The sequence below is a fragment of the Mucilaginibacter sp. Mucisp86 genome, assembly GCF_047324315.1.
In the GTDB taxonomy this organism is placed as follows: Bacteria; Bacteroidota; Bacteroidia; order Sphingobacteriales; family Sphingobacteriaceae; genus Mucilaginibacter.
The window spans coordinates 5,939,353-5,962,312 of sequence record NZ_CP168503.1 but is presented as its reverse complement, the minus strand read 5'-3'; the positions used below and the strand labels follow the sequence as shown (position 1 = coordinate 5,962,312).

Here is a 22,960-nt window from a genome sequence, read left to right as displayed (position 1 = left end):
TTGTTATATAGTGAGTTTAGTGTTGTTGTTATTTAATTCGTCCGTAAGCTTTATCAAGGTCAACTTTACTAACCAGGGCCTCATAAAGGCCTTGTATATATTGGTTATCGGCATCCTCAAGACTGGTTTGGGCTTGTGTAACTTCAATACTTGAGCCAACGCCCTGCTGATATTTTATTTTTGAAACACGCAGTACTTCCTGTGCAAGCTGCTGGTTACGCTTTTGGTTATTAAGCGATTGTAAACCATTAATATACGACACAGTTGCCACCTTAGCATCAAGGTTAATCGTATTTTTAAGGTTTACGAGGTCGTTTGTTGATTTTTGCACTTCAATTTTTGCCTGCCTTACCTGGTTTAGCCTTTGCCCGCCACTGAAAATAGGTACGTTAAGCGTTAAACCGATATAACTTGAAGGAAAAACCTGGCTATAAAGCTTACTGAAATTATTATCCTGATACGATGCTGCGTAGCTTCCGTTAGCACTTAATGTTGGCAAATAAGTTGATTTCTTGTTTTGCAGATCGAGTTCGTTTAGTTTCTTCTGAGTCTCCTGTAAGGAGTATTCAATCCGGTTATGGTAAAAACCGGTATCTACCGCTAACTCCGCAACATTCTTATCAAGACTGATATCACTTAGCTTATCTTTCAACACAAGATTTTCATCTACGGGCATCCCCATCTGAAATTTCAGCATTTGATAATTCAAAGCCAGCGAGCGGATTACATTTTCGCGGTTGGTTATTAAGTTGTTGTACTGTACGGTAATGCGGTCTACATCAATCTTTTCAACAAAGCCCTGCTTGTTTTGTGCTACCGTTTGGTCAACCTGTTGTTTTAACTGGGCAATATTGGCATCGTACAGCTTTATTTGTTCGTCGCTTACCAAAACCTGGTAATATGCTTTGGTAACAGCAACATTAGCTTCAATTTTTGAACGGGTATAGCTACGTTGTGAAAGCTCACGGTATGTTTTTGAAGCCTTTAGACCAACGAGGTAACTCCCGTTAAAAAGGATCTGGTTTAAACTAAGACCTAAGTTTGATTGGTACTTTACACCAAACTTAACCGGCACAAAGGTACCAGGCGCACCAAAAAATTCGCCCGGTAATAAGGTGGTCGGGATCTTCAGATAATCCTGAAACGAAGCTGAGCCGCTGATTTGTGGTAAGCCGATCCCTGTTGTTTCTTTTACCTTATACTCTGCACTTTTAATATCAAGGGCCGAGTTTACAACTGTATTCTGATGCTCATAAGCATAATTAACACAGTCCTGAACCGTAAAATTATACGTTTGCGTGTTAGGCGCAGCCTCCTGCCCGTACCCTTTAACAGCTATGGCGCAAAGTAACATTGCCGTGTAAAATAGATATTTCATTATATATGTTGTGGTTGAGTGATTTGATTTCATCTAAACTGATACAAATTTCATGCTGTTAATGACAACTGTGTGTCAGCATGTTATTCATTATTAATATTCTTATACTCATTAAGCAGCTTGTATCCTTCAAGTGTACAAATGCCATAATTAAAATGATCTAAAAACTGAACCTGCACCTTCCATGGACTAAACTCCGATACCGGGAATATGGATGTGTTGAAACCCAGTTCAACCTGGTTTACCCTCATCCGTGCCATTATCTTTACGTCGATATCCTTACGAACGTAACCCTGCCCCATTCCTTTAATTAAAAGTTCTTCCATTTTTTGGATCAATACTTCGGCCTTAAATTTTTGAAAATCGTTCCAGGCTTCGGGATGATACTTTTGCAGATCATGAATAACAATCGGGTTGATCCTTGAAAAGATCTCTTCCGAACACTTGGTCATGTTGATCATCTCTTCAATTACATTATTTGATTTGCTGATGATATCATTCATTTGATCCTCATCTTCTTTCAACTTCTGTTTTGTAAGGGCAACTACCAATTCGTTTTTGTCTCTGAAAAACTGATAGATCGTTTTTTTCGACATGCCAAGGTGCCTGGCAATATCATCCATGGTGATACTTTTAATACCTGCAGTTAAAAACAGGTCTTCGGCGCCTTTAATAATTCTTTCTGTTTGACTCATTGACTTTCCGGGTCAAAACTAAGGAAACATTTTTTGAATAAAAAGTTTCCATTCATTTTTACTTTCTTATTACAAATACTTGTTCATTTTTAAAATCCATTTAATTAATGCTTATTATCCTGTGGTTTATTTGCGAAGCTTTTAATCTGCCATTGGCACCTCAAAAATGCTTACCTTTGCAAAAAATTATTACCCACTCTCTTTTTAATATATGACGCTTACTTCACTTTCAGCGATCTCGCCTATTGATGGCCGTTATAGAAACACCACCGCCGAACTTGCCGCATACTTTTCAGAATATGCACTTATCAAGTATCGTGTATTTGTTGAGATAGAATATTTCATAGCACTTGCCGAATATCCACTACCTCAGTTACAATCATTTGATAAAAATCTATCAGAAAAGTTACGCGATATTTACAGGAATTTTTCGGAAGATGACGCTGAAAGTATCAAAGTGATCGAAAAAACGACAAATCATGACGTTAAAGCCGTTGAGTATTTCATTAAAAAAGAGTTTGATAAATTAGGTCTGGAGCCGTTCAAAGAATTTATTCACTTTGGCCTTACCTCCCAGGATATCAACAACACCGCTATCCCGTATACTTTTAAACTGGCACTAAACAATAGCTATTACCCTGCTATTAATGACCTGATTAGTATCCTAAAAGCTTTCGCCGCAGATTGGGAGAATGTTCCATTGTTAGCCCATACTCATGGCCAACCAGCTTCACCGACCCGTTTAGGCAAAGAAATTCTGGTTTTTGTTGAACGTTTGGAAGCCCAGCTGGAGTTGTTAAAACCTATCCCTAATTCGGCTAAATTTGGCGGCGCCACAGGTAACTTTAATGCCCACTTTATTGCCTACCCTGATAAAGACTGGAAAGCTTTCGGCAACCATTTTGTAAATGAGATCCTGGGATTAAAGCGCTCACAGTTTACCACTCAGATTGAGCATTATGACAACTTTGCTGCGCAATGCGATGCCTTGAAGCGCATTAACAATATACTGATAGATCTTGACCGCGATATGTGGACTTACATATCCATGAACTACTTTAAACAAAAAATCAAGGCGGGCGAAGTTGGTTCATCGGCCATGCCTCATAAGGTTAACCCTATCGATTTTGAAAACTCTGAAGGTAACCTTGGCATCGCTAATGCACTATTTGAGCACCTTGCGGCCAAATTACCAATATCAAGGTTACAGCGCGACCTTACAGACTCTACCGTGTTAAGGAACATCGGCGTGCCTTTTGCGCATACATTGATTGCCATTAAGTCAACCGTAAGGGGATTAAATAAGTTGCTATTAAACACCGACGCCATCAATGCCGACCTGGAAGCTAACTGGCCGGTTGTTGCCGAAGCTATCCAAACTATATTAAGGCGCGAAGCTTACCCTAACCCGTACGAAGCACTGAAAGACCTTACCCGTACCAATCAGCAGATCAACGCCAACACAATAGCGGAGTTTGTTGATACGTTAAATGTAAGTGACGCCATTAAAGAAGAGATCAAAAAGATAACACCTTTAAATTATACAGGCATTTAGATGTGCAAATTTCAAATGTGCAGATTAGTAGATTTCAAATGCGCAGATTTCAGATGTGCAAATCGATGAGCAATTAAAGCATTAATAAATCAAAATCATTTGCATATCTGCACATTTGAAATTTGCACATCTAAATCTTCGCATCAAAGAAATGTCATAACAAAGTTTAGGGTCGTTTTTAATAAAAAAGGTAGCTAAATTTGTTAAATTAGATTGAATAAAAACACGAAACGATGAACATCAACGTATATACCGAATTAACGCCTAACCCGGCAACTATGAAATTCATAGTTAACAAACTGCTTATCAATGGCAGCGTTGACTTCCCTACTAAGGAAAGTGCCGAACATTCACCCTTTGCAAAGGAACTTTATAAGTTTTCGTTTGTAAACGGCGTTTTCTTTGCCAGCAACTTTGTTACCATCACCAAAACTGAAGGCAGCGACTGGGCAGATGTTGAGCCGATAATGAAAGAGTTTGTCAAAGGCGCTATCGAATCAGAATTGAAGATCCAGTTAGAGGAAGAAGCCGAAGTCGGAAACTTTGAAGGTACTGAAACTGAAGTTAAAATTCAGCAGATCCTGCATGATTACGTTCGCCCGGCTGTTGAGCAGGACGGCGGCGCTATCTCTTACCGTTCATTTAACGAAGGCGTTGTAACTGTTGAACTTCGCGGTTCATGCAGCGGTTGCCCGTCATCAACCGTAACCCTTAAAGCCGGCATCGAAAACCTGCTTAAACGTATGGTGCCAGAAGTTACTGAAGTGGTTTCTGAAGCGTTATAATATTATTGATTTTACGGTCCGGGCCCTATTACTTACCCTTGTGTCGGACAAAAACTTTAAATTAGTTTTTGTCCGATTTTTTTTGCCCGATTGGGTGATCGTAGAATGGATTTGAATAAAGCGGTTTCAAACTTATCTTTATGCCGACATACATCATGCTGAATAAATTACGGGAACATATAGAAAAAATAATACCGCTCACTGATGATGAGTTTGAGTTCATATCTTCTCATTTCACGACTAAAAAATTCAGGAAACACCAATTCCTTATTCAGGAAGACATGATTGTTAAGTATAACTACTTTGTTGTTTCAGGTCTTTTAAAACTTATATATACCGACGATACAGGAAAGCAGCATATCGTTGCTTTCGCTATGGAAGACTGGTGGGAGACTGATTTTTATGCCTACTATACCGAATCCCCGGCAACAATGTCGCTGGAGTGCCTTGAAGATACCGAAGTGCTGTGCTTAACACTTGAAGACTATAAAAAGCTTTGTAATGGCCTTCAAAAGATGGAACGCTTCTTTCTTGAAAAGGCAACTTTCGGTTTTCTTTCCTCACAAAGGCGTATTATATCCACCCTTACATCAAACGCTAAGGAGCGTTATGAACAGCTTATTAAGCAGTATCCAACGCTTATTAATCGTGTGCCCAAGGCTCTGCTGGCCTCCTATCTCGGCGTCTCGCGCGAAACCCTAAGCAGAATTTCTTATTGATGTGACCTACCTCACTTCAAAAACGTGAGGTAGGTCAACGTTCCATTCCGGATGTTATTAACAAGTTTGCAGTGCAAATTCAAAGCGCGAATATGAAAAAAGCAGCGACACTTTTAGCACTCTTATTAATTACGACCGCCCCCGTTTTGGCGCAAACAAAAAACATCAATAAAATGGAAAAAAGAATTATCAATCCCTGGCAATGGCAAAACAAACGTAGCTATGTCCAGGCCGTCGAAGTAAAAAACGTAGGAAGCACCTTGTATATCTCGGGACAGACGGCGATAAACGCAGACGGAAAATCAAGCGATGAGGATATGAAATCTCAATTAATTCAGGCACTGCAAAATCTTGAGCATGTTATCAGCCAGGCAGGATACGAACCTAAAGGTATTGTACGACTGAATATTTACACAACAAACACAGCCGAACTTTGGCCCCATTTTCCAATATTACAGGATTGGATATCTAAACATGGAATTAAGCAAGCCTTAACTTTATTGGAGGTGAAAAGCCTTTTTGAAACCTTAAAGGTTGAACTTGAGGCAACAGTGGTGAAATGATCAGTTATAAAAATATGTTCCTATATTAAAAGCAAATGCATATGCAGGGCTAAGAAACGTGGCGTACTCGTGACTTTATCAGGGCTACTAATAGTGCAAAGTTTAATTAGCTGCATTGAAGTCACGAGTACCTATGTACCTGAACCTTACTCTACATACTCGCGCCCAAAAGAGTTATATTATTATAGCTTTGTTGAGATTTTGTGGATCAATTAGAACAAGCAGTTCATCTCCCCTCTGAGGCATCACGCTTTTCAAGAACCCTTGCCTAACCGTTACTTTCCTGCCGGTGGCACCCCCTTCGAGAATAACAAGCTTCACAATCGCAATTGTTTTTTCACTAACGATACCACTACCATAGCTAAGTGCGGTTATTTCAACATTCTCGACCTTCGCTTTGCAAGTAACACCATTCCGCCGAAGGTACCGGCTTTTTGATTTAATGATAAAGAAATAGAAAAACAAACCTATCAGAACAAAAGGGAGAGAAAATAAAATCCAAAATAAAAAACAAGCCATATTTCTTAAATGAAATTATTTAATTGGATAGAGTCCACAAACACTACAGTAAAAAAATAATTCAACTTCAAAAAACCTCTACTACAACGATTCTACAGCATTGGAGTAAATTATTAACTACCTCCTCTACTTAAAATATCTCCCTATCACCCCCAGCATCTCCCCTGTTATTATCCCATTAGTTGCCAATAACTCACGGGTATCCAATACTTCAGAGCCGCCTTTAAAGTTCACCACTTCGCCTCCAGCTTGTTTTACAATCACAATACCCGCAGCAACATCCCAGGCATTAAGGTTATACTCATAAAAAGCATCAAAACGCCCGCAAGCGGTATAAGCCAGATCAACAGCGGCCGAACCTAAGCGGCGCAAACCATGGCTGGTACGCATCAGCTCGGTAAACAATTCGATATAGGCTGCCTGTTTTGTGAAATCGTAATATGGGAAACCGGTTGCCAGCAAGCTGGTACCGATTGTGATGTTTTTACTTACACTGATCTCCTTACCATTAAGGTATGCGGGCGCATCCTTCCAGGCGTAAAAGCATTCATCAAGGTTTATTTCATATACCACCCCGGCTATCAGTTCATCATATTCTTTCAAAGCTATACTTACCGAAAAAGCAGGTACGCCGTGAATGAAATTGGTTGTGCCATCCAGCGGATCGATGATCCAGTTATAGCGCTCGCCTATTTTGGTGGTCGTTTTCTCTTCGGTGATGAAGCCGGCTTCAGGTAAAATTTTGCTCAGACCTTTTACAATGGTTTCTTCGGCGGTTTTATCAACGTATGATACCATATCGTTGAGGCCTTTATACTCTATCCTATCAGGATCAAACGCTTTACGTTCCTGCCTGATGAAATCACCTGCCTGTTTTGAAACCTCAATTACCTGGTTTATGATGTTCGCTGTTTGCATGGTTACGTTTTAATGATAGGCTGAATGAAAAAACTTTATGAATAAAAAAGCTTGCGAAAAAGAGGCTCAGCGCCGCCGAGATCCGTGCTACCGTTGGGTTAAAGCTGCAAGCCTGGATCAATATTTTCACAACAGATAAATTGGCGAAGAAGCCAATAATAGCCACTGTCACAAAACGGAAAAACTGTTTGCGCGGCGCCGATTTCGATTCATTGAATACCATGTAGCGGGTAATTAAAAAATTAACCACTACACCCATAAAAAACGATAGCGCCAATGAAACGGTATAATTGCGAACAGTAAGTCCGAAAATATGGTAAGTATGCGCTGTAAGCAGATTATGGTAAAAAAGGTAAAATGCCGAAACATCCACCAAAAAACCGGCCCCGGCCGAAAGCACAAATCTAAATACCTGGTTATCTACTAATTTACCTTTTGATTTATTATCAGCCATTTGTAGTACCCAGTGCTTTCTTTTCTTTGTTTAATCCTGTTACAATAAGTGTAATGCCACCTAAAACCATAATCACCGAAATCATTTCGGCTTGTGTAAATGAAACACCGGCGACAACATATTTGGTATTAACCCTGATGAGCTCAATAAAGAAACGCTCAACGCCTGCCAATATCATATACACACCAAACAAAACGCCCGGAGCTTTAAAATTGTGCCTTATTTTCCATAATACAAAGAACAGTAATAAACAAATTACACATTCATAAAATGAGGTTGGATAAACCGGGTATTGCAGTTCATGGCAAAACTTTCCTGCACAATTTATCATCTGTACACCTTCGTCATTCACGTTATGCGGAAATTTAAAGCTCCACATCCAGTCGGGTGCCCAGCTTAGCCAGTGCGGTTTGGGTGCCAGGTTAACTATACCCCAGTCGCCATCACCACTCATCTGGCAACCAATACGGCCAAGGGCGTAAGCCAGCATCATACCCGGACCGCCGATATCAAGCATATCCAATGGTTTAATGCCGTGTTTATTAGCAATATAAAGTACTGCCGCACCGCCGCATATCAAACCGCCATAAAAAGTTAAGCCACTAAAACCTATCAGCATACCAACCGGGTCTTTCATAAAGTCGCCCCAGTTTTCCAATGCATTAAACAGCTTGGCACCTGCAAAGCCAAATACTGCGGCCCACAATAATATACTACCCATCAATTCATTTGGGTGCACATCTACATCTTTGGTTACCGGTTTATCCATTTTTTGCTTTTGGGCTTCATGCCATGCCCAGTACGCAAATGCTGCCGCTCCAAGTATACCACCTATCCAGTTACCCCTTAATGACAACAGGAACTCCTGCGGGCTATCAATCAACGACTGATAGTTAAGTGCACAATCAATTATTTTATAGCCTAAAACAAAGCCGAATACACCATTACCTATCAATTCGGTATTTGAAGCGGGCAAACCTATAGTAACCCGTTTTTTAAACGTATGGATAACGCCTAATGCTTCCTTGCGCTTAAACTCCTGCCCAAAAGCCCAGTAAGCGCCAACAAAAGCTATCGCCACAAAAAAGCCGAAAGTTTGTATGGGCAAAGGAAGATTAAAACCAAAAAGATATTTTAATAACGATGTAAGCGTTGGAAACATAGGTTATATTTTAAGGCGAATATAGAATTTAATGTACTAATATTTCTTCGCCTTCTGTTATTTCAACATCACCATCAGGTGAAATATTTGTTAGATGTACCGTTTTTAACTCGTTAACCAGTACAGGGTCGTACTTGGTGCGCACCTTCACGTAGTTACGGGTAAAGCCGTGCATAAAGCCATCTTTAATATCGCCCTCAAACAAAACCTCCTGATTTTTACCCAATTGACTTTCATAAAAAGCACGGCGCTTTTTATCCGACAGGATGTGCAGCATTTTGCTCCTGTCTCCGCGTGCAGAACCCGGAACAGCGCCGGTCATCTGGGCAGCCAAAGTATTTTCCCTTTCCGAATAGGTAAATACGTGCAGGTATGATATATTTAACTCGTTCAGGAAATTATAGGTATCGATAAAATCCTCCCTTGTTTCGCCGGGGAAACCAACGATAACATCCACACCGATGCAGCAATCGGGCATCAGTTCTTTTATTTTGGCAACGCGGTTAACATACAAATCGCGTTTGTAACGCCGGCGCATCAATCCCAGGATCTTATCTGAGCCAGACTGCAACGGAATATGAAAATGCGGCACAAAGCGCTTTGAAGCAGCAACAAAGGCAATGATCTCGTCGGTAAGCAAATTAGGCTCGATAGATGAGATCCTGAAACGGTCTATCCCTTCAACCTCATCCAATGCTTTAACCAGGTCAAAAAACTTATCCTCGCGTTTACCATTACGGATCCCGAAATCGCCCAGGTTTACGCCGGTAAGCACAATTTCTTTTACGCCAGATTCGGCAATTTGCTTTGCCTGCGCTACCACATTTTCAATAGTATCGCTTCTGCTGGCGCCACGCGCCAGGGGAATGGTACAAAAGGTACAGGAATAATCACAGCCGTCCTGCACTTTCAGGAAAGTACGGGTACGGTCGCCAAAAGAATATGCGGGCACAAACTCATTAGCTTCAGACACGGGCTGATTAAGCACCAGCGCCTTTGGCCTTTTAGTTAAGTCGGTGATATGATCAACTATCTGAAATTTTTCGGCAGCCCCAAGCACCATGTCAACGCCGGGAATTTCAGCAATTTCCTGTGGTTTTAGCTGTGCGTAACAACCTACAATAGTTACGTAGGCATTAGGCGAAATTTTAAGCGCTTCCTTAACAATCTTCTTACACTTTTTATCGGCATTATCAGTTACCGAGCAGGTATTGATCACAAAAACATCCGGTGTTTCGGTAAAATTCACCGTGTCATAACCGGCCTGGTTAAACAGCCGACCAATAGATGAGGTCTCTGAATAATTCAGCTTGCAGCCTAAAGTGTAAAAAGCGACTTTCTTGTTCATTTCAATCGGCAAAGATACAGTTTTTTATAAAATGTTGGTCCGGCGGATTTTTCATATCAGCGTAAAAGAACGAAATGTTAAAACCAGCCAAAAGCGGCTATGACAATTTGATAATTTTATTTATCAGTATCAAATCTGTAATTTCAAAGCGGTTTAACACATTCTAAAGGCCTTATCAATCATGATCATATACGGCACCAAAGCCAAACTCTTAAAATCCGAAATAACAAGCGACACCCGCCCAAACTGCAATACAGCCAACAGTATACAGATGAATGTATTTCAACGCTGGGCCCATATTTTCTGGATCCCTTTTTTCCCGATTGGCAAAACCGGCGTTTCACAATGCCTCCATTGCAGGCAGGTGTTAAAGTTTAAGGAAATGCCTGCATCACTCAAACTAAGCTATGATAATATTAAAGCTCAAACTACAATACCTGTGTGGACATTTGCAGGCTGTTTCCTGATTGTTATCGGTTCGATATTTTTTTATATCAGCGAAAAGCAGAAAGCAAAAAAAGTAAACCAATGGGTTTTATCGCCACAAAAGAACGATGTTTTTCATATCAAACTTAAAAACGATCATTATACCCTTTACAGGGTAAATAAAGTATCTGGCGATTCAGTTTACCTGGCCCTGAATAAATATGAAGTTGACCGAGAAGACGGACTTGATGATATAGCAGCAAGGGGTGATACCGCTTATGATAGCGCACAGGAAGGTATTGCCAAACCATTCCTTATAGAAATGGCAAAAGAGGGAACTATTTTGGATATTGAACGCAAATAAGCTTATGACTGCCACACACCGCTCCTATTGGTTTGCTAAGTTCTTTGAATGCCTGTATCTGCTCATAGCTATTTATGATTGCTTAATGATGATGTGGGGCACTTTACTTTACAAGCTGTTTACCTCTTTTGGTAATATTTCCTTCGCGAGGCTTTTTACCTCGATTATTATCGGGATGCTCATCCTTTCGGTGATATATTCTATTTACTGGAATCAAAAAAGCAAAAAGGAAGGATTTAATTCAGAAATAAGGCACGCCTTTCTGCGTGGCGTTATGCGGTACTTCCTTGCCTTTCAAGTGTCGGCTTATGGCTTTGCCAAGATCCTGAAAACACAGTTTGGACACGTTTACATGAGAGATAATACTCCAATAGGCAAATTAAGTGGTTTCGATCTCACCTGGAATTATTTTGGCCACTCCTATACTTTCGCGGTTATACTGGGTTTGCTTCAGATTGGCGGCAGCGTTATGCTTTTGTTCAGGCGTACTACCTTGCTGGGCACCTGCATATTATTACCCATAATGTTAAACATTGTACTGATCAATGCATTTTATGATATAGTCGCAGGGGCGTTCATGAACTCAATCATTATAACTACCGGCCTGTTATACCTTTTACTACTACGATGGCCGGATATTAAACCTGTTTTATTTAAAGAAGTAGTAATACCGCCCTTAAAGCTAAGTTTTGCAAAACCTGTTTTAAAACTTTTAGTAATCGGCCTTGCGTTTTATAGCATTTACCGTTATGTAGTAGCCGTACCGCCATCAATCTTTACAGGGAGATGGAAAATAGAACACTTTACACGAAACGGTAAAACTGTAGGTGAAAATGAATGGATGAACGGCGCGCAAAACTGGTGCTATGTTTATATAGAAGACGGCGGCCGGATTGCATTATGTGCTAACCCATATATTTTTGAAGCCAACCGCGCATGGTTTGGCCAATACACATACCATGCGGGCAAAAAAACGCTCAACATCGTTTTTGACGGAGGTACAAAACGTGATACAACAAGGGTGAAGATCAGTAACTACAACGGAAAACAAATGCAATGGGATACCAAAGTATACGATGATACCTTGAAATTGAAACTGGTTAAAGAATAGTAGTTATTATACATTCCCCCAACCCAAAGCCAATACATCAGCAATGTGCATGGTTTGAATAGGAAGATTATTTTTATCGATATATCCCCGCATATGCATCAAGCATGATGTATCAGTTGAGATAATATATTCAGCACCTGCATCAAGGGCGTTGTTTACCTTTTGCTGCGCCATAGCGGTTGAAATGCCATCAAACTTAACGGCAAAGGTACCACCGAAGCCGCAGCATGTTTCACCATCTTTCAGGTCGAGCAATTCGAGGCCAAGCACTTTGGAGAGCAGCTGGCGCGGCTCATCTTTTATCTTACATTCACGCAGGCCGGCACAGCTATCATGATAAACAGCCTTGCCATCAAGCTCGGCACCGAAATAGTCAAACTCCAGGATATTTACTAAAAAATCGGATAGCTCGTAGATATTACCTTGAATGGCCCGGCATTTATTGTGTACCGCGGTATTGGTAAACAAGTCGTTATAATAGTTTTTCACCATACCGGTGCAAGAGGCCGATGGTGATACAATAACACTATCTTCCGAAAAATCGCTTAAAAACTTACTTCCTACCTCTTTGGCGTCATCCCAAAAACCGGCATTAAAGGCCGGCTGACCGCAGCAGGTTTGTGCCGGATTATAACTAACCTTGCAACCTGCTTTCTCCAACAATTTTACGGTATTAAAAGCAGTTGCCGGAAACAACTGATCTATAAAACACGGTATAAACAACTCAACCTTCATCGGCACAAATTAGTTAACGGGCGCTAAAATCCAAATTTTTATTGACGTTTCGTTCCGCCTTCAGCAAAGAAAACAACAAAATTAAGCCAACAATGAAAAATACGCCCAATACCAAAACCGAATTTCGCGGGCTACCGGTTATTTCTTCAAAAAAGCCGAAGCTAAATACCCCACCTACAATAGCCAGCTTTTCGGTAACGTCATAAAAACTAAAAAAAGACGCAGTATCCGGAATATTTTCGGGCAGGTATTTTGAATATGTTGAACGCGACATGGATTGAATACCGCCCATTACCAAACCTACTACTACAGCTATAATGTAAAACTGCGTTTGCGTATAGGTAAAGTAAGCAGCAATACAAACGGCAATCCAAAGGATCACTACGCCTATTAAAACCCGTACATTACCATATTTACCAGACAGGCGCGACATCAGCGTTGCTCCGAAAATTGCCACCAATTGGATAATTAAAATGATGGTGATCAGCTGCGGGGTTTCCATTTTTAACTCTTTTGCAGCAAAACCGGTTGCCACCAGCATAATGGTCTGTACCCCCATGGAATAAAAAAAGAACGACGGCAAAAACCTTTTTAACAGCGGCATATCCTTAACCTTTTTCCAAACATGGCCCAACTCAACAAAACCGCCTTTTATGATGTTGTGGCTATGGCTTACAGCGTTGGGGCTGCCCTTAGGCAATACACTAAAAGGGATCATGGCAAAACCTATCCACCATAAGCCCACCAGCAAAAACGACAAACGCGGAGCAAAGGTTTTATCAACTATACCAAACCACTCGCCTTTCAGTACAAATAAGAAGCAAATAAGCTGCAGCAATACGCTGCCTATGTAGCCATAAGTAAAACCCTTGGCACTTACGTTATCCTGCATATCAACGGTAGCAATTTCGGGCAGGTATGAATTGTAAAACACAAAACCTCCGCTGTAACCGATGGCCGCCAGTGCAAAACAGATTACGCCCATCTCCAAATGATCTTTATCAAAGTTGAACAACGCGCAACAGGCCGCCGAACCAAGCAGCGTAAAAAACAACATGAAGATTTTTTTATTGCCTTTATAATCGGCAATGGATGACAATATTGGCAACAGCAATACCATTACCAAATAAGCAGCAGATAAAGCGTAATCAGAAAGGGCAGTATTTACAAAGCTTTTTCCAAAAAAGTTAACCCTATCACCATTGGCATGGTTGGTAGTAATGGCTACATAATAAGCCGGAAAAATTGTTGAAGTGATGACAAGGTTATACGCCGAGTTGGCCCAATCAAAGAAAGCCCAGGCCCGTATGGTTTTTTTGTTGTTTTTATTTTCCATTTGCTCAATAAATGTATGCAAATTTTAGAAACTGCAAAAAACACCAACTAAATACAATACCTATCTTTCGCCAAGCATCTTTTTAATAGCCCCGGGCAAATCTATTTTATTATCAGTAACCAGCATAGCACCTGCCCTTTCGGCTATTGATTTTTGCTTATTGCCGGCTACTTCAGTGGTTGGACCATTTATACCTCCAAAATATTTACCCATATCCCAGTTTATTTTAAAATCTATTTTCCGGGTATCATTGGTGCCGGCTATTGAACAAGTTAAAGCATCATAGGCCGATCCATTTTTGTTGGCCAGGCTTTGCCCGGCTACCTGTAAGTTGCGATCATTCACCCGCAAGTTTCTTACAATTAAATATTCCTCGTCCACATTATTTACCACATATTCATCACGGGGATCAATAGTGGAGTATTTTGGATCGAGTTCATTGTTTTGGGTGTAATAAGCCCAGAGGCAGGCATCCTTTAAGCCCAACTGTAGTTCCTGTGAATCGGGAAATAGTTTGTAAGCATCCCAGGCGGCGGCAAAAGCACTTTCATAATCCTGTTTGCTGATATAAGCAGCAATTAAACGCAAATAGCTGAATTCGGCAGTATGGCCAATATTCCGGGTATTTAATTCGACTGCTTTTTTAAGATACCAAATAGCAGAATCAGGTTTATGATCATTTAAATAGATAACTCCTAAAAAGTGATATGAGCCATGAAATGAAGGAGTTTTCGCAACCGCAGCAAGGAAGTTGAGTTTAGCGGCCGGTATATCTGTGTTAATTTGCTTAAGGCCGTTTATAAACTCTTCGGATGGGACCTGGCAAAATGCATTTACACTGTTTAAAAAGAAAAATACAGCAATAATGAAAATTCTGGTATTCATGATGGGTTTAGATTTATTGCTGCTAATATCTATAATATAAGCTAAAAAAAGCTTCGCCTGCAATAAATAAAAATTGTTACCTCTCCCCTAAAACAACTACAAGCCAATTAATGCCCGCGCGGTGCGTAAACAATAATACAAGCACCCACAAGCGCTATCAAAGCCCCGATGATATCATAACGATCGGGTTTAAAACCATCAACCTTCCAGGCCCAGATCAATGCCATTACAATAAAAATACCACCATAAGCCGCATACACCCTACCGAAATTGGCGGTTTGCCACGTTGCCACTATCCCATAAAGCGCAAGAATAATTCCACCTGCTATCCCAAACCATAAAGGCTTACCTTCTTTTAACCAAAGCCAAACCAAATAGCCGCCTCCTATTTCAAATAAACCGGCAAGTAAAAACAATGCAAAAGAGCGGATAATTGCCATCATTAAATTTTAGCGTAAAGAATTCTGCTAAAGATATCATAAAAAAGGCCTCCTTTAGCGGAAGCCTTTAAATATGCTAAATCAAATTTAACTTCTGTCGTAAAAAGCCGGTGGTTCAATTCCTAAAGAACGCAGGTAAACATAAGCCTGGCCACGGTGATGAATTTCATTATCAATAATATATTGAATAATGCTGTTACCCACGCCTTCGTATTGCCCAAAGGCCAATACAGTTTCCTGAAAACGCTTAGCCGGAACTTGCAGCCAATAAGTGGTAATGGCTTCAGTAGCATCATCCCATAACCTCAATAAATCGTTTTTTGAGTGGGCTTCAATTTTTCCGGTATGATGGTCAAGGCCTGCTATTGATGTCCAATCATCAGTTGCAAGACCTTTAACACCCGGGCCACTCATACTGATAATTTCCTTCACCATATCAGAAAAAGGACGCATTCCACCAATTGAATAATTAAAAAGCGCTTCCTCAGGAAATGCTTCGATAAGGCGGCGGGTTACGCGGCGCTGACCAAGCCAGCCTTGCAAAAATTGATCAGATGTATAAACAGGAGTTTCTGTTGCAGGTTGTTGAATTGCGTTGGTTTCCATTGTGTTGTTTTTGTTTTTGATTACAATACAAAGTAATCACGCAGTGGTGACAGCCCTATGTCAGCAGCTAAAAAGAAAAATTAACTATTTGTATTTTGTATAAATTCTACCACCTGTTGCTGCTCATAATGCGAAAGCGGCCCTTCTGAATAATGCCATTTGGAGTTGCTGTCACCCTCAAAGCTGATCTGTCCTAAATAATCGGGGTTCTTTTTATCATCAAGCAAGGGTTTGCTTTCACCTATTTCAGGTGCTATCTCCTGAATTTCAAAAAGGATAGCTTCTCCGTCGCTACCACCTTTGTAAAGCTTGTACAACCCTGTGGCGTTTAACTGGTGATCTGTTGATTGGTGCAGCACCGGCTCGATGATAATATTTCTTTGTATGCCGTTATCAGCGGTAACATTGTGGTTAACTGTGTGGATCATGGCTTATGTTTTTATATAGTACAAGCCTGTGGTCAAATTGTTTAGGTGTTCACGTCAACACGCTTTTTACGGAGCTTGTTTTCAGTGAACATGAGCACTATAAGCATTATTAAACCCAATACAAAAAAGCCGTCAAGAGCAAGCGTAGAATCGCGCATTTCATTAGTTACAGCCTCTACAAATCCAAAACAAAACAGGCCTACCACTATCGAAAGCTTTTCGGTAACATCATAAAAACTGAAATAGGAAGCCGTGTCCGGGATATTTTCGGGCAAATATTTAGAATAGGTTGAGCGCGATAAGGATTGTACCCCTCCCATTACTATGCCGATGATCACAGCGGCAACATAAAACTGGGTAGAATTAGTAATAAAATAGGCATACAAACAAATGGCCGACCACACCGCCACCAAACCAACCAGCGTACGTACATTCCCGAATTTTTCAGATGATTTGGATGCGATCAGCGCTCCGGGCACTGCAACCACCTGGATGATGAGCACAATTGAGATCAGCGCGGCATCGGGCATATGCAACTCCTTTGCGGCAAAATTGGCCGCAACCAACATAATGGTTTGCACACCAACAGAGTAAAGAAAAAACGACGCCAGGAAGCGTTTCAACAAAGGCATATTCCGTACTTTTCCGAAAACCTTTGCCAGTTCTTTAAATCCTCCGGTAAGTACATTATAGCTATGCTTGCCCGCATTCGGCTGTCCTTTGGGCAACAAACGAAATGGTATGATAGAAAAGCCTATCCACCATACAAAAACCATCAGGAACGAGATCCGCGCCGGTAGCCAGTCGTCGGTAATGCCAAACCAGTTAGGCTCAAGTACAACAATAAAGCATAATACCTGTACTACTATACTGCCTACGTAACCATAAATAAACCCTTTTGCGCTTACGGCGTCCTGTTTATCGGGTGTGGCTATTTGCGGGAGGTAAGAGTTATAAAATACAAAACCACCACAATAGCCGATAGATGCTAACCCAAAGCATAGCATCGGCAACTCCAGCCCAACACCGGGCTTAAAGAAAAACAAACCGGCACACGCCAAACTCCCCAACCAGGTAAACAATTGCAGGTACGATTTTTTGTTGCCCCGGTAATCGGCTATGGAAGTAAGAATTGGCAAAATAGCTGCTACTATAAGATAGGATAACCCAAGAATATAGTTTGATAATACTGTATTAACATACCTGTGCCCCAGGAAAGTTACCATCTGGGTATTCTTCGAGTTAAACTTAGTAACCTCCACAAAATATGCGGGGAATATAGTAGAGGTAATAACGATGTTATATGACTGATTGGCCCAGTCAAACATGCACCAGGCCCAAATGGTTTTCTTGTTGTTTTTTGCTTCCATTGCGGGCTTAAAAGTAGGGAAATTTGATTGAGTTACATCTCGCGAAAACGTCAATATAAAATTTATTGTAGCTTTATAAATTGAAGATTCTCCATGTTCAACTACCTCCATTTTACAACTCAATTCGGCTCATATCTCTATGATGATAATTTCCAGGCATTTTTAGCAGATACTTTTACTGACCTCAGTACTTACAATGTTTTAAAAAGTGATTACATGCGATCTGAAATGCTGGATATCGATTTAGGGTTCAGCAACGAGGACGCTGTTATTGACGAAGATGAACTGATCGTTTTAGAGCCAGGTCAGCCGATATTCTCCCATCTGAATATTTACCCTAAACCGGGGCTGCAATATATACTGCCTTTTGAGATTTCATTTCACGACACCCGCGAAGCGGTTTTCAAAAAAGCAGGCGAGCCAACGCAAACCAAACACGGTGATTCGCCAATACTGGATCTGCCTTTTCTGATAGATCATTATAAAATAGATAACCTTGTATTAAGTATAGATTACGATCCACAGGATGAACGTATCAACTTTATACAGATCCGGGAAAATAATATTATCACACACTTGAAATTATAAAGGCCCGCCATCTATAAGTGCATAACCGTAATATAACTTTCTAACTATTGCGTTAATCGGGAAAGTCACGGCAAAATAATTCCCACACTAATTTTTCTAATTAAAACGAATTACACAAATTAATTTCCAACCAAATTCGTGTAATTCGTTTTAATTGTGTTGAATTTGCAAGGTATTCGTGCAATAATTTAATCAAATATCTCGGGCAGATGCTTATAATTCCCTTTAACGGTAGCCAAAACCTCATCAAATTTACCGCCAAGCATCATTTTGGTCATAGATACGGCCATACCTTTAACCATTTTTAGTTCGATATGCGGCGGCATGGCAAGTGCCGTTCCATCGGTATAAACGTTAACCAAAACCGGCCCTGTATGCGCAAAAGCTTCGGCTATACCCTGCTCAAGGTCCTGCGGATCGTTTATGGTGATGCCTTTGATCCCCATCGACTCGGCCACCATGGTAAAATCAGGATTATGCATGTCAACTTCAAAATCGGGCAGGCCCATTACCTCCATTTCAAGCTTTACCATACCCAATGCCCTGTTGTTAAATACAATGATCTTGATAGGCAGATCATATTGTTTGATGGTGGCTAAATCACCTAACAACATGGAGATTCCTCCATCGCCGCACATGGCTACCACCTGCCTATCGGGGCAAGCCAAAGCAGCACCGATTGCATGAGGCATAGCATTGGCCATAGAACCATGAACAAATGACCCGATCATCGACCGCCTCCCATTAGCGCTGATGTGCCGGGCACTCCATACGTTGCACATCCCGGTATCGCAGGTAAAAATGGCATCGGCAGATGCATGTTCATTTACAATAGCAGCCAAAGCTTCGGGGTGGATGGCGTCATGTTTACCGTAATCCTGAATGTATGCCTGCTGCTGCTCCTTCACTTTAGCATGTACATGAAGTTGCGCATCCAAAAAACTCCGGTCGTCTTTTTCTTTAATTAATGGAATCAATGCTTTAAGTGTAGATTTAATATCGCCATAAAGCCCCATCGTTAACTTAGCCCGGCGACCAAGATTTTCAGGCTTGATATCAATCTGTACTATTTTTTTATCCTGCGGATAAAAAGGTGTGTAAGGAAAATCGGTACCGAGAAGGATAACAAGATCACTTTCGTGCATGCTATGATAAGCGGCTGGTAAACCAAGCAAGCCCGTCATGCCAACCTCATACGGGTTATCATGCTCCAAAAACATTTTACCCCGAAACGAATAGCCGACCGGAGCTTTGATCAATGCGGCCAACTCAACCACCTCGTCGTGGGCATCGGCACAACCGATGCCGCCAAAAATGCAAACCTTGGGGTGACGATTGATCAGATCGGCCAGTTTCACCAATTCTTCCCACACCGGGGTGATATTAGCTTTGCAAAAAAAGTTATTTACCGATGAGTCGATTTCAACAGCATCCTCCCCTGCCACATCCCCCGGAAACCCCAACACACCAACTCCCTTGCGCTGAATGGCGGTTTGGATAGCAGCCTGCGTCATGCGGGGCACCTGTTTGCTATTGGCCGCGACCTGGTTGTAATAACTGCAATCATCAAAAAGCTTGATAACATTGGTTTCCTGGAAATAATTGCTGCCGAACTCTTTTGTAGCACAGGTGGATGCTATAGCCAAAACCGGCGCTCCCGAACGGTGGGCATCATAAAGCCCGTTTACCAGGTGCACATGCCCCGGGCCGCTGCTGCCCGCACAACAGGCAAGCCCGCTTAATTGAGCATCTGCCGAAGCAGCAAAGGCGCCCGCTTCTTCGTTACGTACATGGATCCATTTTAATTCGGGCGTCTTACGTACCGCATCATTAAGTTCGTTTAAGCTATCGCCGGTAATAGCATAAATACGTTTGATACCGGCCTGTACCAGCATTTCTACAAGCTGTTCGGCTACTTTTTTTGACATATTATGGTTGTTTAGCGTTTAGTGATGTTGTAATTTCTTATCCATAACACCAAACGCGTGCCATTTGTTAAGGAATTAACAGTCAAATATTTGCAATAACAAGATTATTTCAAGCTTTTGATATGCCGTGATTTTACGATAATTGATGATATATCGAAAGCTCATTCTAAGCCCATCGTAATCCATCTGCCTTTATTTCACCCTTTTCCAAACCTCGTCATAGCCATTTCCTTTCAGGTACAATAACGAATCTTTAAGCCGGTAATTAAATGTTCCAATTTTTCCGTCCATGTATTGGGCATATCCTGGCCCGCCAATGGCTTCAATCAATACGGAGTAGGTTTTATTTTGAGTATCTAAAGTATATGACCCGGAGAATGCCGCGTAAATCTGTTTTTTTGAATATTGTATATCAGTAACCATAAATCTGTTACTGGTGATTGTCTGATACCTGATCTGACCTGGCTTACCAGCGTAAGTGGTATCAGGCACGCCATTACTCATTATTTGCCAGGTGCCAAGCAAGGCTTTTTGGTCATTAATTACTTTCCTGGAGCTTAGGCATGCTGAAAAGATCAGTGAACAAAAGGTTAAAAAGAAGATGGATAAAATTGTTAATTTTTTCATTGCGTTTGTTTTTAGGTTAAATAGATCGAGTATGTAACTATAAAGTTTACGGATAATATCGCGAATCATATCCGTTGAATCACTTAACCAATCGGCCATACCGGAGGGTGAATTGTAAACCTGGTGATCAAGGGCGGAGAAGATTAGTTTTATAGTATAACTTCTTGGCGTTACTTCTCCTGCTTCTATTCTTTGAAGCGTACGCACGTTTAGGTTACACTTTTCTACAAGTTCTTCCTGTGTTAATCCCCTGGCCTTTCTAAGTTTCGCAATTTTTTTGCCTAAGTCTGGTTGTTGCATGGTTATGTAAAATTCTGACGCAATGTTATAATTAGCACTTCCAATATACAATAATTACAGGCGGATTTATTACCGACATTAACCCGGCATTGCGGTTGTTTACCTAATAAAAAGCCTGTACATGAGAAAAAAGTGATCCTATATTCATATCGCACACCATCTATCGATGCCCGTTCACCACTGTATAAGCCCTGTTTATCGATAATATTTACCGGCCGGAAAAATTGAGGATACTTTCGATCAAAGGAAAAAAAACGAAACATTAAACACCCTTAGATCATGAAAAAGTTAATACTCTTATCCGGAGCAGGCTTGCTGATAACGGCTTGCATCCTGGTTGCCTGTAAAAAGAGCAGCGAAAAAACAACTACTACCACAACTACAACTACTACCACCACGGCTTCGGTTTCGGCTTTAACCTGCGGCTCGGCAGTGGTGTCATCAACAGCAACCGTTAATACAGTATTTAGCGGCAGCGCCACAGTACCCTATACAGGTGGCAATGGCGCAACTTACACTGCAGGTACTGCTATTTCTTCAACAGGGGTTACCGGATTAACGGCAACTTTAGCGGCAGGTACCTTAGCAAGCGGGGCTGGCAATATCACGTATGCTATTGCCGGCACACCAACATCAACAGGTACCGCATCATTTTCCATTACGTTTGGTGGCCAAACGTGCAGCTTTACCGTTACTGTAGATGCTGCAAGTACATCAACCGGCTGTTCAACCTCAACAACCATTGCTTCAAAAGTAGTTTGCTTAGCCAACGCGTTTTTAGCAACACTCAGTACCAGCCAGCAAGCCTCAGTAGTTTTAACCTTAAATAAAACCAACGCTTTAAGATGGTCAAACCTACCCTGCGGCCTTTCATGCAGAAACGGCCTAGCTTTCAGCAGCTTAACCAGCACACAATTAGCAGCTGCAAAAGCCGTGGCAGCGGCAGCCATGGGTACAACCACAGGAGAGGGCTATGACGAATTTACCCAGATCATGGCGGCCGACGATTACCTGGGAACAATGGCTTCAGGATATTCTTCAGGCAACTATATCATTGCATTTTTAGGGACACCTACTACTACCGGTAAATGGATGTTGCAATTTGGCGGTCACCACTATGCCCAAAATATCACTTATGATGCAGGAGTTGTTACCAGTATAACACCGTTACACCAGGGCGTTGAGCCAAAAGGGTCATTTACCACAGGAGGAGTAACCTATACCGGGCCGATAGAATCTGAGCATACTGCTATGCAAAATATGCTGGGGTCTTTCACAAGTACAGAATTAGCTTCGGCAAAAATATCAGGTACTTTTTCAGACTGCCTGATGGTTCCGGGATCAACAACCAATACAATGCCAACTACAAAACAGGGCATTCAGGTAAGTACATTAAGTACAGCAGCCCAGGCCAAAGTGTTAGCGGCAATGATGCCATGGATCAATGATCTTGACGCTACTTCGGCAGCAGCATTTACTACCATTTATCAAAATGAATTGGCCAATACTTACGTGTGTTATGCAAGCAATACCTCAGGTGTTGCGGGTTCTGCAACTTCATTTTTAACAACTAATACAGACTATGTAAGGATTGACGGGCCAAGTGTTTGGATAGAGTTTATATGCCAAACTGGTGTGGTTATTAGCAATCAAATACATTACCATACTGTAATGAGAGATCATACCCGCGATTATATAGGTTTATAAAAAATCAACAGAA

24 protein-coding genes are annotated in these 22,960 nt (G+C 41.2%); 8 read left to right on the top strand and 16 right to left on the bottom strand.

Annotation, left to right across the window (positions count from 1 at the left end):
• Window positions 1-28: 28 nt before the first annotated feature.
• Window positions 29-1,378, bottom strand: coding sequence for a TolC family protein (locus ACEN9X_RS24960; protein WP_413667714.1), 1,350 nt, complete (start codon window positions 1,376-1,378; stop codon window positions 29-31).
• 83 nt (window positions 1,379-1,461) lie between these two features.
• A complete protein-coding gene (locus ACEN9X_RS24955; protein ID WP_413667713.1) occupies window positions 1,462-2,073 on the bottom strand; it encodes a TetR/AcrR family transcriptional regulator in 612 nt (203 codons plus the stop codon).
• A gap of 211 nt (window positions 2,074-2,284) precedes the next feature.
• Here ACEN9X_RS24955 and purB point away from each other — a divergent pair, with 211 nt between their 5' ends.
• The 4 genes from purB (at window position 2,285) to ACEN9X_RS24935 (ending at window position 5,695) form a co-directional block, all read left to right on the top strand.
• Complete coding sequence (gene purB, locus ACEN9X_RS24950) at window positions 2,285-3,628, top strand: adenylosuccinate lyase (protein ID WP_413667712.1); 1,344 nt, start codon at window positions 2,285-2,287, stop codon at window positions 3,626-3,628.
• A 233-nt stretch (window positions 3,629-3,861) separates the two neighbouring features.
• Entirely contained in the window at window positions 3,862-4,413 is a 552-nt protein-coding gene (locus ACEN9X_RS24945) for a NifU family protein (RefSeq protein ID WP_413667711.1), read from the top strand.
• Window positions 4,414-4,553: 140 nt separating this feature from the next.
• Window positions 4,554-5,132: a Crp/Fnr family transcriptional regulator gene (locus tag ACEN9X_RS24940; RefSeq protein WP_413667710.1), complete on the top strand. Its 579-nt coding sequence runs from the start codon at window positions 4,554-4,556 to the stop codon at window positions 5,130-5,132.
• Window positions 5,133-5,224: 92 nt separating this feature from the next.
• Window positions 5,225-5,695 (top strand): RidA family protein, encoded by a 471-nt coding sequence (locus tag ACEN9X_RS24935; RefSeq protein ID WP_413667709.1) that lies wholly within the window; start codon window positions 5,225-5,227, stop codon window positions 5,693-5,695.
• 174 nt (window positions 5,696-5,869) lie between these two features.
• Here ACEN9X_RS24935 and ACEN9X_RS24930 read toward each other — a convergent pair whose 3' ends face one another.
• The 5 genes from ACEN9X_RS24930 to mtaB form a co-directional block, all read right to left on the bottom strand.
• Window positions 5,870-6,214 (bottom strand): hypothetical protein, encoded by a 345-nt coding sequence (locus tag ACEN9X_RS24930; protein WP_413667708.1) that lies wholly within the window; start codon window positions 6,212-6,214, stop codon window positions 5,870-5,872.
• Window positions 6,215-6,340: 126 nt separating this feature from the next.
• The gene (locus ACEN9X_RS24925; protein ID WP_413667707.1) at window positions 6,341-7,132 is read right to left on the bottom strand and encodes an inositol monophosphatase family protein; all 792 of its coding nucleotides are present in this window, start codon (window positions 7,130-7,132) and stop codon (window positions 6,341-6,343) included.
• Complete coding sequence (locus ACEN9X_RS24920; protein WP_413667706.1) at window positions 7,098-7,586, bottom strand: GtrA family protein; 489 nt, start codon at window positions 7,584-7,586, stop codon at window positions 7,098-7,100. The genes ACEN9X_RS24925 and ACEN9X_RS24920 overlap by 35 nt, the downstream gene beginning before the upstream one ends.
• Complete coding sequence (locus ACEN9X_RS24915; protein WP_413667705.1) at window positions 7,579-8,748, bottom strand: prolipoprotein diacylglyceryl transferase; 1,170 nt, start codon at window positions 8,746-8,748, stop codon at window positions 7,579-7,581. The genes ACEN9X_RS24920 and ACEN9X_RS24915 overlap by 8 nt, the downstream gene beginning before the upstream one ends.
• A gap of 28 nt (window positions 8,749-8,776) precedes the next feature.
• Window positions 8,777-10,096, bottom strand: coding sequence for a tRNA (N(6)-L-threonylcarbamoyladenosine(37)-C(2))-methylthiotransferase MtaB (gene mtaB, locus ACEN9X_RS24910; protein WP_413667704.1), 1,320 nt, complete (start codon window positions 10,094-10,096; stop codon window positions 8,777-8,779).
• Window positions 10,097-10,277: 181 nt separating this feature from the next.
• Here mtaB and ACEN9X_RS24905 point away from each other — a divergent pair, with 181 nt between their 5' ends.
• On the top strand, window positions 10,278-10,886 hold the full coding sequence (locus ACEN9X_RS24905; RefSeq protein ID WP_413667703.1) for a hypothetical protein: 609 nt from the start codon (window positions 10,278-10,280) through the stop codon (window positions 10,884-10,886).
• 4 nt (window positions 10,887-10,890) lie between these two features.
• Entirely contained in the window at window positions 10,891-11,997 is a 1,107-nt protein-coding gene (locus ACEN9X_RS24900) for a hypothetical protein (protein WP_413667702.1), read from the top strand.
• A 6-nt stretch (window positions 11,998-12,003) separates the two neighbouring features.
• Here the strand turns inward: ACEN9X_RS24900 and ACEN9X_RS24895 are convergent, their stop codons facing one another.
• The 7 genes from ACEN9X_RS24895 to ACEN9X_RS24865 all read right to left on the bottom strand — a co-directional run bounded on the left by ACEN9X_RS24895 (window position 12,004) and on the right by ACEN9X_RS24865 (window position 17,797).
• A complete protein-coding gene (locus ACEN9X_RS24895) occupies window positions 12,004-12,732 on the bottom strand; it encodes a (Fe-S)-binding protein (RefSeq protein ID WP_413667701.1) in 729 nt (242 codons plus the stop codon).
• 13 nt (window positions 12,733-12,745) lie between these two features.
• On the bottom strand, window positions 12,746-14,068 hold the full coding sequence (locus ACEN9X_RS24890) for an MFS transporter (RefSeq protein WP_413667700.1): 1,323 nt from the start codon (window positions 14,066-14,068) through the stop codon (window positions 12,746-12,748).
• A gap of 60 nt (window positions 14,069-14,128) precedes the next feature.
• Entirely contained in the window at window positions 14,129-14,953 is an 825-nt protein-coding gene (locus ACEN9X_RS24885) for a tetratricopeptide repeat protein (protein WP_413667699.1), read from the bottom strand.
• Between the two features lie 107 nt (window positions 14,954-15,060).
• Window positions 15,061-15,396, bottom strand: a complete 336-nt coding sequence (locus ACEN9X_RS24880; RefSeq protein ID WP_413667698.1) for a YnfA family protein — start codon at window positions 15,394-15,396, stop codon at window positions 15,061-15,063.
• Between the two features lie 84 nt (window positions 15,397-15,480).
• Window positions 15,481-15,999: a DinB family protein gene (locus ACEN9X_RS24875; protein WP_413667697.1), complete on the bottom strand. Its 519-nt coding sequence runs from the start codon at window positions 15,997-15,999 to the stop codon at window positions 15,481-15,483.
• A gap of 80 nt (window positions 16,000-16,079) precedes the next feature.
• Entirely contained in the window at window positions 16,080-16,427 is a 348-nt protein-coding gene (locus tag ACEN9X_RS24870; RefSeq protein ID WP_413667696.1) for a hypothetical protein, read from the bottom strand.
• A gap of 41 nt (window positions 16,428-16,468) precedes the next feature.
• On the bottom strand, window positions 16,469-17,797 hold the full coding sequence (locus tag ACEN9X_RS24865; RefSeq protein ID WP_413667695.1) for an MFS transporter: 1,329 nt from the start codon (window positions 17,795-17,797) through the stop codon (window positions 16,469-16,471).
• Window positions 17,798-17,890: 93 nt separating this feature from the next.
• Here ACEN9X_RS24865 and ACEN9X_RS24860 point away from each other — a divergent pair, with 93 nt between their 5' ends.
• Window positions 17,891-18,385 carry a hypothetical protein gene (locus ACEN9X_RS24860; protein WP_413667694.1) on the top strand — a complete coding sequence of 165 codons (495 nt, stop codon included), beginning with the start codon at window positions 17,891-17,893 and terminating at the stop codon, window positions 18,383-18,385.
• A gap of 188 nt (window positions 18,386-18,573) precedes the next feature.
• Here ACEN9X_RS24860 and ACEN9X_RS24855 read toward each other — a convergent pair whose 3' ends face one another.
• Entirely contained in the window at window positions 18,574-20,313 is a 1,740-nt protein-coding gene (locus ACEN9X_RS24855; RefSeq protein WP_413667693.1) for a thiamine pyrophosphate-dependent enzyme, read from the bottom strand.
• A 192-nt stretch (window positions 20,314-20,505) separates the two neighbouring features.
• Entirely contained in the window at window positions 20,506-21,240 is a 735-nt protein-coding gene (locus ACEN9X_RS24850; RefSeq protein WP_413667692.1) for a helix-turn-helix domain-containing protein, read from the bottom strand.
• Window positions 21,241-21,519: 279 nt separating this feature from the next.
• Between ACEN9X_RS24850 and ACEN9X_RS24845 the strand changes: the two genes are divergently transcribed.
• Window positions 21,520-22,947, top strand: coding sequence for a DUF3500 domain-containing protein (locus tag ACEN9X_RS24845; RefSeq protein WP_413667691.1), 1,428 nt, complete (start codon window positions 21,520-21,522; stop codon window positions 22,945-22,947).
• Window positions 22,948-22,960: the final 13 nt, after the last annotated feature.

Coding starts and splice junctions, on each gene's coding strand:
- mtaB (WP_413667704.1), bottom strand. CDS start 10,096: ATGAACAAGAAAGTCGCTTTTTACACTTTAGGCTGCAAGCTGAATTAT.
- ACEN9X_RS24925 (WP_413667707.1), bottom strand. CDS start 7,132: ATGCAAACAGCGAACATCATAAACCAGGTAATTGAGGTTTCAAAACAG.
- ACEN9X_RS24845 (WP_413667691.1), top strand. CDS start 21,520: ATGAAAAAGTTAATACTCTTATCCGGAGCAGGCTTGCTGATAACGGCT.
- ACEN9X_RS24855 (WP_413667693.1), bottom strand. CDS start 20,313: ATGTCAAAAAAAGTAGCCGAACAGCTTGTAGAAATGCTGGTACAGGCC.
- ACEN9X_RS24890 (WP_413667700.1), bottom strand. CDS start 14,068: ATGGAAAATAAAAACAACAAAAAAACCATACGGGCCTGGGCTTTCTTT.
- ACEN9X_RS24895 (WP_413667701.1), bottom strand. CDS start 12,732: ATGAAGGTTGAGTTGTTTATACCGTGTTTTATAGATCAGTTGTTTCCG.
- ACEN9X_RS24905 (WP_413667703.1), top strand. CDS start 10,278: ATGATCATATACGGCACCAAAGCCAAACTCTTAAAATCCGAAATAACA.
- ACEN9X_RS24940 (WP_413667710.1), top strand. CDS start 4,554: ATGCCGACATACATCATGCTGAATAAATTACGGGAACATATAGAAAAA.
- ACEN9X_RS24870 (WP_413667696.1), bottom strand. CDS start 16,427: ATGATCCACACAGTTAACCACAATGTTACCGCTGATAACGGCATACAA.
- ACEN9X_RS24875 (WP_413667697.1), bottom strand. CDS start 15,999: ATGGAAACCAACGCAATTCAACAACCTGCAACAGAAACTCCTGTTTAT.
- ACEN9X_RS24885 (WP_413667699.1), bottom strand. CDS start 14,953: ATGAATACCAGAATTTTCATTATTGCTGTATTTTTCTTTTTAAACAGT.
- ACEN9X_RS24860 (WP_413667694.1), top strand. CDS start 17,891: ATGTTCAACTACCTCCATTTTACAACTCAATTCGGCTCATATCTCTAT.
- ACEN9X_RS24880 (WP_413667698.1), bottom strand. CDS start 15,396: ATGATGGCAATTATCCGCTCTTTTGCATTGTTTTTACTTGCCGGTTTA.
- ACEN9X_RS24850 (WP_413667692.1), bottom strand. CDS start 21,240: ATGCAACAACCAGACTTAGGCAAAAAAATTGCGAAACTTAGAAAGGCC.
- purB (WP_413667712.1), top strand. CDS start 2,285: ATGACGCTTACTTCACTTTCAGCGATCTCGCCTATTGATGGCCGTTAT.
- ACEN9X_RS24945 (WP_413667711.1), top strand. CDS start 3,862: ATGAACATCAACGTATATACCGAATTAACGCCTAACCCGGCAACTATG.
- ACEN9X_RS24915 (WP_413667705.1), bottom strand. CDS start 8,748: ATGTTTCCAACGCTTACATCGTTATTAAAATATCTTTTTGGTTTTAAT.
- ACEN9X_RS24935 (WP_413667709.1), top strand. CDS start 5,225: ATGAAAAAAGCAGCGACACTTTTAGCACTCTTATTAATTACGACCGCC.
- ACEN9X_RS24900 (WP_413667702.1), top strand. CDS start 10,891: ATGACTGCCACACACCGCTCCTATTGGTTTGCTAAGTTCTTTGAATGC.
- ACEN9X_RS24960 (WP_413667714.1), bottom strand. CDS start 1,378: ATGAAATATCTATTTTACACGGCAATGTTACTTTGCGCCATAGCTGTT.
- ACEN9X_RS24920 (WP_413667706.1), bottom strand. CDS start 7,586: ATGGCTGATAATAAATCAAAAGGTAAATTAGTAGATAACCAGGTATTT.
- ACEN9X_RS24955 (WP_413667713.1), bottom strand. CDS start 2,073: ATGAGTCAAACAGAAAGAATTATTAAAGGCGCCGAAGACCTGTTTTTA.
- ACEN9X_RS24865 (WP_413667695.1), bottom strand. CDS start 17,797: ATGGAAGCAAAAAACAACAAGAAAACCATTTGGGCCTGGTGCATGTTT.
- ACEN9X_RS24930 (WP_413667708.1), bottom strand. CDS start 6,214: ATGGCTTGTTTTTTATTTTGGATTTTATTTTCTCTCCCTTTTGTTCTG.